The sequence below is a fragment of the Actinacidiphila oryziradicis genome, from assembly GCF_005047355.1.
In the GTDB taxonomy this organism is placed as follows: domain Bacteria; phylum Actinomycetota; class Actinomycetes; order Streptomycetales; family Streptomycetaceae; genus Actinacidiphila; species Actinacidiphila oryziradicis.
In genome coordinates this window covers 39,983-51,412 of the sequence record NZ_SUMC01000059.1, presented here as the reverse complement: position 1 = coordinate 51,412, position 11,430 = coordinate 39,983, and the positions used below count along the sequence as shown (strand labels likewise).

General features: G+C 69.0%; 13 protein-coding genes. 11 read left to right on the top strand and 2 right to left on the bottom strand.

Features of this window, described 5'->3' with window-relative positions:
- The coding region (locus FCI23_RS37930; protein ID WP_136728720.1) for a helix-turn-helix domain-containing protein at window positions 1-245 on the bottom strand (245 nt) is incomplete at its 3' end.
- Between the two features lie 237 nt (window positions 246-482).
- On the bottom strand, window positions 483-1,985 hold the full coding sequence (locus tag FCI23_RS37925; protein WP_136728719.1) for a chitinase: 1,503 nt from the start codon (window positions 1,983-1,985) through the stop codon (window positions 483-485).
- A gap of 216 nt (window positions 1,986-2,201) precedes the next feature.
- On the opposite strand from FCI23_RS37925, the gene FCI23_RS37920 reads away from it, so the two are divergent.
- The 11 genes from FCI23_RS37920 to FCI23_RS37875 all read left to right on the top strand — a co-directional run bounded on the left by FCI23_RS37920 (window position 2,202) and on the right by FCI23_RS37875 (window position 11,420).
- A complete protein-coding gene (locus FCI23_RS37920; protein ID WP_211265635.1) occupies window positions 2,202-3,080 on the top strand; it encodes a hypothetical protein in 879 nt (292 codons plus the stop codon).
- A gap of 37 nt (window positions 3,081-3,117) precedes the next feature.
- Window positions 3,118-3,834, top strand: coding sequence for a Flp pilus assembly protein CpaB (gene cpaB, locus FCI23_RS37915; RefSeq protein ID WP_136728718.1), 717 nt, complete (start codon window positions 3,118-3,120; stop codon window positions 3,832-3,834).
- 43 nt (window positions 3,835-3,877) lie between these two features.
- Window positions 3,878-5,476: an AAA family ATPase gene (locus FCI23_RS37910; RefSeq protein WP_136728717.1), complete on the top strand. Its 1,599-nt coding sequence runs from the start codon at window positions 3,878-3,880 to the stop codon at window positions 5,474-5,476.
- Complete coding sequence (locus tag FCI23_RS37905; protein WP_136728716.1) at window positions 5,473-5,868, top strand: TadE/TadG family type IV pilus assembly protein; 396 nt, start codon at window positions 5,473-5,475, stop codon at window positions 5,866-5,868. The genes FCI23_RS37910 and FCI23_RS37905 overlap by 4 nt, the downstream gene beginning before the upstream one ends.
- Entirely contained in the window at window positions 5,865-7,199 is a 1,335-nt protein-coding gene (locus FCI23_RS37900; RefSeq protein WP_136728715.1) for a CpaF family protein, read from the top strand. The genes FCI23_RS37905 and FCI23_RS37900 overlap by 4 nt, the downstream gene beginning before the upstream one ends.
- Window positions 7,196-8,125, top strand: a complete 930-nt coding sequence (locus FCI23_RS37895) for a type II secretion system F family protein (RefSeq protein ID WP_136728714.1) — start codon at window positions 7,196-7,198, stop codon at window positions 8,123-8,125. Before FCI23_RS37900 ends, FCI23_RS37895 begins: the two co-directional genes overlap by 4 nt.
- A 16-nt stretch (window positions 8,126-8,141) precedes the next feature.
- Window positions 8,142-9,053: a DUF5936 domain-containing protein gene (locus tag FCI23_RS37890; RefSeq protein WP_136728713.1), complete on the top strand. Its 912-nt coding sequence runs from the start codon at window positions 8,142-8,144 to the stop codon at window positions 9,051-9,053.
- 296 nt (window positions 9,054-9,349) lie between these two features.
- A complete protein-coding gene (locus FCI23_RS57040; protein ID WP_169317110.1) occupies window positions 9,350-9,550 on the top strand; it encodes a hypothetical protein in 201 nt (66 codons plus the stop codon).
- A complete protein-coding gene (locus FCI23_RS57035; protein ID WP_265737797.1) occupies window positions 9,547-10,137 on the top strand; it encodes a pilus assembly protein TadG-related protein in 591 nt (196 codons plus the stop codon). Before FCI23_RS57040 ends, FCI23_RS57035 begins: the two co-directional genes overlap by 4 nt.
- A gap of 14 nt (window positions 10,138-10,151) precedes the next feature.
- The gene (locus FCI23_RS37880) at window positions 10,152-10,751 is read left to right on the top strand and encodes a hypothetical protein (protein WP_136728711.1); all 600 of its coding nucleotides are present in this window, start codon (window positions 10,152-10,154) and stop codon (window positions 10,749-10,751) included.
- A 3-nt stretch (window positions 10,752-10,754) separates the two neighbouring features.
- Window positions 10,755-11,420, top strand: a complete 666-nt coding sequence (locus FCI23_RS37875) for an OmpA family protein (protein ID WP_136728710.1) — start codon at window positions 10,755-10,757, stop codon at window positions 11,418-11,420.
- Window positions 11,421-11,430: the final 10 nt, after the last annotated feature.

Below are 11,430 nucleotides of genomic sequence, written 5' to 3'. Positions count from 1 at the left end.
AGCTCGGCCTCCTGCGCGGCCAGCGACGACTCCTGCCCGCTGGTGCCCGAAACCCGCACATACAGCGCCTCACGACGCCCGGCCACATCCGGGCAGCCGGTCAGGACATCCAACGCCTCCCTGGAGAAGCGCCGTTCACGCCCCACCCACACCACCGGAACCCTGCCCTCGTTCGCCCACAACCGCAGCGTGCCAGGGTGCACACCCACCCACCGCGCAGCCACCGCCAACCGAAGAAGTTCCACGCGAGGAGCCTACGGCCCCAAGCGCACCCACCACCCCAAACCAGCACGAACATCACACCATCGCTGGAAACAGGGCAGAATTACCCACAGATCCACACACACTCCGCTACGCAGCATCCACAAGGCCCCCTAAGCGAAACCCCCAACAGTTGAAGACCCTGGATTGCCGGGACGTCGGAACACCGCGCCCCCCGTGGGGGTGGGGGCGCGGTGACCCGGCTGCCGGCTACTACCTTGCTACGGCAGCGTGCTGAGGTGCCCTCCGACGGTGTTGGAGAAGCTGTTGCCGTTCGACGCGTCCCAGTTGGTGGACCAGGTCATGGCGCCGCGAAGGGACGGCCACGTCGTGGACGGCTTGAACGAGCCGCAGTTGGTGCCCCTGGTGAGGCAGTCCATCGCGTTGTTCACGACCGACGGCGACACATAGCCGCTTCCCGCGGCGCTCGTCGAGGCGGGAAGGCCCAGCCCGACCTGCGACGGGGCGAGGCCGCCCTGCAACTGGATGCAGGCGAGCGCGGTGAGGAAGTCCACCGAGCCCTGTGAGTAGACCTTGCCGTCGCACCCGAGCATCGAACCGCTGTTGTAGTACTGCATGTTGACGACGGTCAGGATGTCCTTGATGTTGAGCGCCGTCTGGAAGTAGGAGTTCGAGGTCGACTGCATGTCGATGGTCTGCGGGGCCATCGTGATGATCAGGCTCGAGCCCGCCTTCGCGGACAGGGAGCGCAGCGCCTGCGTCATATAGGTCGCGTTGAGCCCGTTCTCCAGGTCGATGTCGACACCGTCGAACCCGTAGGTCTGCATCAGCGAGTACACGCTGTTGGCGAAGTTGGTGGCGGAGGCCGAGTCGCTGATGCTGACCGTGCCGTTCGCGCCACCGATCGAGATGACGACCTTCTTGCCGGCTGCCTTCTTCGCCGCGATGTCCGCTTTGAACTGCGAGACGGAGTAGCCCAGGCTCGGGTCGAGGGTGAAACTCACCGCGCCGGGCGTGGTGGTGGCGTCGGCGAAGGCCACGGCGATGATGCTGTATTGGCTCTGGACCTGGGCGATGGTCTGGACGGTCGCGCCGTTGTTGAAGTCCTGCCAGTAGCCGGTGAGGGCGTGGGTCGGTATGGATGCGCCGGGGCCGGTGGGCGTCGGTGTGGGCGTGGGGGTCGGAGTCGGAGTCGGCGTGGGGGTGGGGGTGGGCGTCGGGGTCGGGGTGGGTGTGGCGGTGCCCGCGGCTCCGCTCAGGGTCACGTCGTCCGCGTAGTAGGCCGGCTGCGCGTACCAGCCGTGCACGTAGACGGTGACGGACGTGGTGCTCGCGCCGGTGGTGAAGCTGGTGCTGAGCTGGGTGTACGAGGTGGCGGACGGCGTCCAGGTGGAGGGGTCGGTGGTGCCGGTGCCGCTCGCGCCGAGGTAGACGTAACTGCCCTGGACCCAGGCGCTCAGCGTGTAACTGGAGTTCGGCTGCACGCTGATGGTCTGCGAACACTGGGCGTTGTCGGAGCTGGACGGGGTGCCCTTCAGGGCCGAGGAGCCACCGTGCACCGGGCTGCTGACCGCGGTACCGCTGCCGGCGGTGCAGGTCCAGCCGGAAAGGGCGCTCTCGAAGCCGGAGTTGGTGACGAGGTTGGCGGCCGCCGCGGAAGCGCTGCCGGCCCCGCCGATGGCCATGAGCCCGGCGGCGGCGAGGGCGGCGGCGCCGGTCACCGCGGCCGTTCTCAGGGCAAGTCTCGAATGTGCCTGGTCCATTACTGCCTCCTGGGGGCGAGGAGTTGGCCGTGGAGTGGGCCGTACTGCGAGGCGCAATCGCAGTTTGGTCCAGACCAATCCAACGGTCAAGACCACCTGGCTCCCCGACTCCACGGCGGGGCAACGATCCGCACCCATTCCGCTACCCGCAGGGATAAGCTCTGCCCCGCAGGGGCATATGCGCGGGGAGGCCGGGAATACCGGGGAGGTCACGACGTGTCGAGCGTTGTAACGGTCACGGCGGACGATCTGGCGCTCCCGCTGGAGCAGCATCTGCTCCGCATAGTCGCGGGATTGGAGGCGCACGGGCATCTTGTGGTGCTTGTACCGCCCGAACCGACCGATCCGGTAAGGCGCCGGATGCACACCCTGCGAGCAGCGCTGGAGTCCGACCGCCTCGCGCTCGTGCCGGTAGACCTGCCGCCGCTGGCGACGGCCCTGCTCGGTGAGCAGCTGCGCCAGCTGTCGGCCACCGACCTGGGGCCGGGAGTACTGGCAGGGGCGGCCCGGCTGCTCTCGTACTACCTCTACTCGGGCGCGCTGCTGGGCTCGATCGCGAAGCTGGACCGCATCGAGGTGCCGGTGGGCGCGCACCTGAAGTCCCTGGTGCCGGGGCGGTACTTCGTGGCCCTCGCGCACCCCGAGCCCTATCTCGCGGAGGCCGACGAGGCGAAAACCCCGCCCGGACCGGCGTTCGTGACGCAGCTGGCGGTCGCGCCGGGCCATGGCATCGATCCGGGGTGGGTGACAGGACCGCTGGCGCGCGCGTGGCGGGTCCAGCATGTGCGCGAGGTGCCGTTGGCGCCGGAGGCGGGAAAGTGGTGGGGGACCGGGCGGTTGGTGGAGTTCGCGGCGTACATCGGGGATGTCGGGGTGCTGTACCAGCTGGTGACCTCCGTGCGGCGCGACCGCTGCTCCTGGTGCGGCCTTGAAGTCATCGGCGACCGCTGTCTTTTCTGCTCGGCGAAGGTCGACAATCGGATCCGGCCCCCGATGGAACCCAAAGGTCCGGGAGGACCGAACGGACTCAAGGGACCCAAGGGGCCGAACGGGCCCAGGGAAGTCGCGCACGCCAGCCGGCGAGCGCTCGAATAAGCAGCAAGCGAAGCGAAAGCGATAGGGCACCAAGCCGATGAACTCACGTCAGCGTCGTGGCGTCGTCCTCCTCGTGGTCTCCGCGCTGTGCGCGGTGGCCGCCTTCGCCGGCGTGCTGTCGGTCATCGGCGACGCCCGGTCCGAGGTGGGACCGAAGATCACCGCGTACCGCCTCACCCAGGACATACCCGCGTACAAGACCATCACCTCGCAACAGCTCACGAAGGTTCAAATCCCCAAGCGCTGGCTGCCGACGACGGCGGTACGGGACCTCGTGGAGCTGAACGGGAAGATCGCCGCGACACCACTCAAGAGCGGCTCGCTGCTCCAGACGGACATGGTGGAGGCCAGGCCCGCCCTCCAGGCCGGCCAGATGGAGATCGCCATCATGATCGACGCGGAGACCGGCGTCGCCGGCAAGATCACCCCGGGCGCGAAGGTCAACATCTTCGCCACCTTCGCCGGGAAGAAAGACACCGACCCGGACGTCTCCAGGATCATCGTCACGGGTGCGCCGGTCATCGACGTCGGCCAGATCAAGGCCTTCGACACCAGCGACAACAGCCTGCGGTCCTCCACCCAGGGCGTCCCCATCACCTTCGCCCTGGGAGCGCAGGACGCCCAAAGGGTCGCCTTCGCCGAGTCCTTCGCCAAGCACGTACGACTGGCCCTGGTCGCACCGGGCGACACGAGCAGCCCGCCGACGAGCGACCGCACGTACACCCTCGCGGGTGACACGGGGAGCCACGGATGACCACGTCGATGACCACCCCCACCGTGCTCCAGGGAGGCCGACCGTGATCGTACGGATCCTGTCCGGCGTCGCCGACCCCGATACCGCCCGCGCACTGGCCGGGCTGCTCCACCAACTGCCCGGCGTCGAACCGGCCCCCGCCGTCCCCGACTCCACCACGCTCCTGGACGCCCTCGCCCGCGCCGCCGAGGCGGGCCTCGACGAACTCCCCGAGGCCGTCGTCATCCACGACCTCATCACGCCCATGCCCGCCATGGAATTGGTCCGCGACATCGCGCTCCGCTTCCCGGCGGTGGGCGTGGTGCTGCTGACCGCCGACCCCAGCCCCGCTGTCCTCGCCGCCGCCATGGATTCGGGCGCCCGTGGCGTCGTCGGACTCCCGCTCACTTACGCCGACCTGGGCGCCCGCGTCGAGGCCGCCGCCAGCTGGGCGGCCGGCGTCCGCGCCCACCTCAACCCCCAGCGCGCCCTCCCCGTCATCCCCGGCGGCACGATGCTCGCCGTGGCCGGATCCAAGGGCGGCGTAGGGACCACCGTCACGGCCGTCCAGCTGGCCCTGGCCGCCCACAGCGCCGGACGGTCCACAGCCCTGGTCGACCTCGACCTCCAGGGCGGCGACATCGCCTCCTACCTCGACGTCCAGTTCCGCCGCTCCATGGCCGACCTCGCCGACATCGGCGACGTATCGACGCGGGTGCTCCAGGACGTCATGTACGTCCACGAATCCGGCCCCGCACTCCTGCTCGCCCCCGGCGAGGGCGAGCGCGGCGAGGAGGTCACCGACCGCGCCACCCGGCAGGTGCTGCACGCCCTGCGGCAGAGATACGAGGTCGTGGTCGTCGACTGCGGCACCCAGATGAACAGCGCCAACGCCGTCGCCGTGGAGACGGCGGAGGCGGCGGTGCTCGTGACGACGCCGGACGTCGTCGCCGTACGCGCCGCCAAACGCATGGTGCGGATGTGGGACCGGCTCCAGATACGCAAGCCGCAGGACATCACCGTCGCCGTCAACCGCTACACCCGGGGTACGGAGATCCAACCCTCGCTGATCGCCCGCATTACGGGGACCAAGGTCGCCACTTCCGTCATCCCGGCCGCGTACAAGGAGCTCCAGGCCGTCGTTGACGCGGGGCGGCTCCAGGACCTCGACAACCGGTCGACGGTGAAGCAGGGCATATGGGCGCTGGCGGCCGAGGTGGGTCTGGTCGCCCCGGCCGAGCCCAGACCGGCGGCGGGGCGGCGCGGCAAGCGCGGTGAGCGGGCGGAGCGGGGTGAAAGGGGCGAGCGGGGCGGCCAGGGTGACCGGGGGCAGGTGACCCTGGAGACGCTGGGGATGACCCCGATCATTCTCGTTACGCTGATCCTCATCTGGCAGGCGGTGCTTGCCGGTTACACCTTCACCCTGGCGGGGAATGCGGCGGACGAGGCGGCTCGGGCTCAGGCGGTCCGCAAAGACGCGCGGGCCGCCGCCCAGCAGGACCTGCCGGGCGCCTGGGACATGACCTCCTTCGACGCCGGGTCGGCCGGTGGCATGGCGACGGCGAACGTCGGCCTCAAGGTCCCCGTCCTCTTCCCCGGCATCAACTTCGGGCTCACGGTCACGGGGCATGCCTCGGCGGTGGACGAGGAGACGGCCCCGTGAGACGGCGGGCCCGCAGGCGCCGGGACCAAGACCGGGACCGGGGCAGCGCATCGCTGGAATTCCTTGGCGTACTGCCGATCCTGCTCCTCATCGCCCTGGCCGGCATCCAGCTGGGCCTCGCCGCCTACGCGGCCTCCGAGGCCGGGACGGCCGCCCGTGCGGCGGCCCGTGCCGAAGCGAAGTACAAGGCGGGGGTTACCGGCAAGGCGGCCGGTGACGCCGCCGTCAGCAGCTGGCTGCAGGTGACGATTTCCGATCCCAGTGCGGGAGCGGCGCCCCACTCCGTCCAAATGACGGCGACCATTCAGATTCCCGCAGTCATCCCGCTCTTCAACCCCGGCTCCGTAAGCCGATCCGCGACGATGCCCAAGGAGGACACGACCACCCCATGAGCCTCCGCGACCGCCTCGCTCCCGAGGAATCCGCTCCGCAGACCCAAGAGGGCAACCTCGTCGCCGTCTACCGCACCAAGCTGCTCCAGGAGATCGACCTCGCCGAGATGTCGGCCCTCGCCGCCGCCGAACGTCGGCTCCGCCTGGAGCGTGTCCTCGGCCACATCATCAGCCGCGAAGGTCCGGTGCTCTCCACCAAGGAGCGCACCGGCATCATCCGCCGCGTCGTGGACGAGGCCCTCGGCCTCGGCATCCTGGAGCCGCTCCTCGAAGACCCGACCGTCACCGAAATCATGGTCAACGGCCCGGACAAGATCTACGTCGAACGGGCCGGCCGTGTCGAGCCCGTCGCCGCCCGCTTCTCCTCCGCCGACCAGCTCCTCCAGACCATCGAACGCATCGTCTCGACCGTCAACCGCCGCGTCGACGAGTCCAATCCGATGGTCGACGCCCGCCTGCCCTCCGGCGAGCGCGTCAACGTCATCATCCCGCCGCTGTCCCTCACCGGCCCGATCCTTACCATCCGTCGCTTCCCGCGGGCATATACGTTGAATGAGCTCATCGCCCTCGGCACGCTGGACGAGCACATGCTGGTGCTTCTCGCGGCCCTCGTGCGCGCCAAGTTCAACGTCATCGTCGCGGGCGGCACCGGCGCCGGCAAGACGACCCTGCTCAACTCCCTGTCGGGGCTCATCCCGGACGGCGAGCGCATCATCACCGTCGAGGACGCCGCCGAACTCCAGCTCCAGCAGGAACACGTCATCCGGCTCGAAACCCGCCCCCCGAACGTCGAGGGCCACGGCCGCATCACCATCCGCGACCTCGTACGCAACTCGCTGCGCATGCGCCCCGATCGCATCATCGTCGGCGAGGTCCGTGGCGGTGAGACCCTCGACATGCTCCAGGCCATGTCCACCGGCCACGACGGCTCCCTCGCCACCGTCCACGCCAACTCCGCCGAGGACGCGGTGCTGCGGCTCCAGACCCTCGCCTCGATGAGCGAAGTGAAGATCCCCTTCGAGGCGTTGCGGGATCAGATCAACAGCGCCGTGGACGTCATCATCCAGCTGAGGCGTGACGTCGACGGCGCCCGGCGCGTATCCGAGATCGCCATCCTCTCCTCCCGGGGCCGCGACACCTTCCGGCTCACCACCGCCAGCCGCTTCCGCGCCGAGCCCCTGGGCGCCGACCGGATCGTACGCGGCTGGTACGAGCACTTCCCCGTACCCCGGGAACTGGCCGAGCGGATGTACTTGGCCGGTGAACACGTCCCGGCCGCCTTCGGCGTCGGCGACACGGAGCTGGAGCTGGCCAGCAGGGAGGCGAAATGAGTCTGGCTCTTGCCGCACTGGGGGCCTCCGCGCTGGCCCTCGCCCTCGGCGTCTGGGGCCTGCACGCCTGGGCCGGCGGCCGCGCCGACCGGGCGGCCCTGGTCGACCGCCTCGCCGACATCCCGGGCATGGAGCGCAGCACCGTCCCCTTCGCCGGGCTCGACCGCCGCGTACGCCGGACCCAGTGGGGCAAGCGCCTCGCCGGGCGCCTCGCCGCCACGGGGACCAACCTCACCCCGGGCCAGTTCACGGCGGCTGCGGTGGGGGCCGTGGGCGGTGCGTGGCTGGTCGCCGGCACACTCCTCGCACCCTTCTTCGGGCCCGTCGCCGCGATCCTGACCGGATGGACGGTCTCCTCCTTCCTGGCGTGGCGCCAACGGATCCGTACCGAACGCTTCATCGCCCAGCTCCCGGACTTGGCACGGGTACTCGCGAACGCCACCCACGCCGGGCTCGCCCTCCGCACGGCGGTCGGCATGGCGGCGGACGAGCTGGAGGCCCCGGCGGGCGAGGAGCTCAGGCAGGTCGCCGACGCGATGGCTATGGGCCACTCCGTAGAGGACGCTCTGAACGAGCTCCAGGCACGGCTGCCGAGCCGCGAGCTGATCGTCCTGGTCACGACCCTCGTGCTCAGCAGCCGCGCGGGCGGTTCGGTGGTGGAGTCGTTGCGCAATCTGACGGTGACTCTTGAGGAGCGCAAAGAGACCCGAAGGGAAATCCGCACCCAGCTGTCCCAGGTGACGGTCACCGCTTATGCGGTGCCGGTGATCGGCATCGGGTCCTTGTTCCTGCTCAACCAGATCCTGCCGGGCTCCCTGAGCGCCATGACCGGGTCCGGGACCGGTCGGATCGCCGTGTTGATCGCCCTTGGGCTGTACGTCGTCGGCTTCGTCCTGATCCGCCGTATGTCGCGGATCGACGTCTGAGGGGCGGGCACTCGTAATGAATTCCCTGAATCCGCTGATCGGGCTCGCCCTGGCCCTTCTCGTCGCGGCCGGCGTCGTCGGCATCGTCTACGGCGTGGGTATCTACCGCGCCGACGTCAAGCTCCCCAGCGACTTGCAGCTCGCCCTGGAGGTCGGCCGCACCCGAACGACCAGAGTCGGCAACGCCGTCGACCGCATGGGCATCCGCTGGGCGCCCGTGGTGCTCCGCATGCTCGGGCCCGCGAGGGTGAACAAGATCCGGGCCCGCATCGACCATGCCGGTCACCCGCACGGCCTGACGGTGGACAGGTACGCCGCCCGGCGCGCCGTGTACGGGATGCTGGGCGGGGCGGGTGCTTTGGCGGTGCTCTCGTCCGGGCACTGGTTCCTGGCGCTGCTGATGATCGGATACGCGTGGGGCTGGACGGATCTCGGCATCTGGCTGGCGGTGCGTAAGCGGCGCGAGGAGATTGAACGTACACTTCCGGACTTTCTGGACGTCCTCGCGGTCGTCGTCAGCGCGGGGTTGGGCTTCCGTCAGGCCCTGGAGCGGGTGGCGGCGGTCTACTCCGGGCCGTGGTCGGACGAAATCCGGGTCGCCCTGCGCCAGATGGATGTCGGCGTCAGCCGCCGCGACGCCTTCGACCAGCTGCGCCAACGGAACCGCAGCGCCCAGGTCAGCCAGTTCGTGACCGCCCTCCAACAGGGCGAGGAGCTGGGCGCGCCCATTGCCCAGACACTGCTCCAGATCGCGCAGGACATGCGGCGCACCGAAGCCCAGAACGCCCGGCGGCGGGTGGCCCGCACCGTGCCCCGTGCGACTGGCGTGATTACGACGCTGCTGGTGCCCGCGACCATGATCCTGCTGATGACGGGCACCATCCTCGGTTCGCGGGTCAACTTCGGTGACCTCTTCGGGAATGGCTGAGGCGGGTGGTGGGTAGTGACGGAAGCCGTCATATTGGGTGTGTCAGTTGGCTCGGAATGGGCTGCGGGAGCGAGCAGTTGCGGTGTACGTTTGCAGTCGCAACCGAATTTGCACCTGCAACCCCGAACGAATCGCTACGGGTCGGACCGGCGAGAGGCGGTGGGCCATGGCTGACGTCAACGTCAATGTCAAGGTCGCCGTCCAGGCCGACGGCCCCCGTAGCGGCAGCGAGAAGGCGGTACGCGCAAGGCGCGCGGCCGGCGTTCGTCGGGTGACAAGGGCAGGGAGCCGGAGCCATGAGCAGATGGGTTGTGAAGCGGATCACCGTGCTGCAGTTGTGGGCGCGGGACCGTGGCGACAGTGGGCAGACGTCCTTCGAATACCTGGGGATCGCGGTGGTGATCGCGATCATCATCGCGGCGCTGGCGACCACGAACATCGGCGGCACCGTGGGGCAGGCGATCCTCGACGCGATCGGGAAAATCGCCAAGATCTGAGCCGCTACGCCTGTAGGGACGAAGGCCAGACCCTGGGGATCTACATCGTTGCCGTAGCGGCGCTGTTCTTCCTCGCGTTCGCCTTCTTCGCGGTCGGCCAGGCATCCGTCTTGCGGAACAGCTCCCAAACCGCCGCCGACGCGGCGGCGCTGGCTGCTGCCCGTGGTGGCCGGGACGGCATTGAGGGGAAATTCCTGGACGCGCTGAAGGCAGGCGATCTCGGCACGTTGAAGGGACTCCTCAATGGGACCGGCATCGACGGCACTGGCGCGTGTGCCGCCGCCGGTACCTATGCCGCTGGCAATGGCGCTGAAGTGACCGGCTGTCCGGGGACGAACAGCCCGCTCAGCTACACCGTCGGAGTCCGTACGCTCGGAACTGTCGGCAAGTCCGTGGTCAAAGGCACTGAGGATATACACGCCACGTCCAAGGCCACTGCCGTCATTGCCCCCCGCTGCACGGACGTTCATAAAGGCCCCAACGCCATCATCTTTACTTGCACCGCTGGGGAGCTGTCCGTCGATCCGACGGCCAGTAACTTCAAACTGAACCTGGCGGAGTTCTTCTCCGTACATCTCAGCGAGTAAAGGAACGGGGACGCATGGGCATCCAGCAGACGGCGAGGGGCCGCAGGCCTGCGGTCGCTGTCGCACTCGTCGCCAGCGCAGCCTTGATGGTGTCCGGGTGCGGCGGGAACAGCGACAAGGGGACGAAGAGCCAATCCAGCGCCACGAAGTCCAGCAGCACCAAAAGCACCGGCAGTTCGACCCAGGACTCATCGCCCCCAACGCCTGAACCAACTGCAACACTGGCACAGATCAAGGGCGGCCAGGGCATCACCGTCACCATCAACTCGGCTACGCGTGATACCGGTGGCTTTGTCACGGTCAGCGGCACGCTGACCAACAACGGCCAGTCGGTCTTCAACGCCCTCGGCTGGAGGGGCCAGGAGGTCGCAGTCCAGAAGTCCGGCTCGTCGCTCGCTGGAGCAACCCTCGTCGACGAGGCGGGCAAGAAGCGCTACTACGTCCTCAGGGACACCGAGGGCCTGTGCCTCTGCACCATGGGGCTGACCCTCATCAGCCCCGGCGAGACGCGGCCCATCTTCGCCCAATTCCCCGCCCCGCCAAAGTCCACCACCGAGGTCGACTTCCAGCTCCCCACCATGCCCCCGGCCAAGATCACGATCTCGGAGGGGTGACCGATGCCTCGTACCGGTCGCCCGGGATCCGCCGCCGCCACGCTGGCGCTCGCCCTCACGCTGCTCCCGGTGTTCCCCGTCGCCGCCGCCCGCGCGGACACCGTCAACCCCACCGCCCTGCCCACATCCTCCGCCCCCACCAAGATCGACCCGAACGCCCCTGGCCTGAAGCTCCCCGCAGGGGCCACACTCGCCGCCCCCAAGGTCCTGGACATCGTCTCCGTAACGGACTCGTCCTCCTCCTCGACCGCCACCGCCAGCTCCGGCGAGGAGCGTCACCAGGAGTCCAATTCCACCATCACGTACGCCCTCCAGGCCGACGTCACCTTCGGCAAGGACAGCGCCAAGCTCAGCCCCACCGCCGCCGCCCGCATCAAGGCCATCGCATCCGACATCGCGACGAAGAAGGTCACCGACCCCATCCGCGTCTTCGGATTCACCGACAACCTCGGCAGCAGCGCCCACGGCGCCGTGCTCTCCAAACAGCGCGCCGACGCCGTCTACAACATCCTCGCCACGCAGCTCGCCGCCAGCGGCTCCAACACCGCCTACTCCTTCCAGGTCCGTGGCTACGGCGAGGACTACCCCATCGCCGACAACTCCACCGAACCCGGCCGCAAGCAGAACCGCCGCGTCGAGATCACCTTCACCCCGCCGTCGGCTTCCTGAAGGCAGCCCC

Bases quoted from the DNA above. Each gene is read 5' to 3' on its own strand.
- FCI23_RS37895 (WP_136728714.1), top strand. From the start codon at position 7,196: ATGAGTCTGGCTCTTGCCGCACTGGGGGCCTCCGCGCTGGCCCTCGCC.
- FCI23_RS37875 (WP_136728710.1), top strand. From the start codon at position 10,755: ATGCCTCGTACCGGTCGCCCGGGATCCGCCGCCGCCACGCTGGCGCTC.
- FCI23_RS37880 (WP_136728711.1), top strand. From the start codon at position 10,152: ATGGGCATCCAGCAGACGGCGAGGGGCCGCAGGCCTGCGGTCGCTGTC.
- FCI23_RS37890 (WP_136728713.1), top strand. From the start codon at position 8,142: ATGAATTCCCTGAATCCGCTGATCGGGCTCGCCCTGGCCCTTCTCGTC.
- FCI23_RS37925 (WP_136728719.1), bottom strand. From the start codon at position 1,985: ATGGACCAGGCACATTCGAGACTTGCCCTGAGAACGGCCGCGGTGACC.
- cpaB (WP_136728718.1), top strand. From the start codon at position 3,118: ATGAACTCACGTCAGCGTCGTGGCGTCGTCCTCCTCGTGGTCTCCGCG.
- FCI23_RS57040 (WP_169317110.1), top strand. From the start codon at position 9,350: ATGAGCAGATGGGTTGTGAAGCGGATCACCGTGCTGCAGTTGTGGGCG.
- FCI23_RS37900 (WP_136728715.1), top strand. From the start codon at position 5,865: ATGAGCCTCCGCGACCGCCTCGCTCCCGAGGAATCCGCTCCGCAGACC.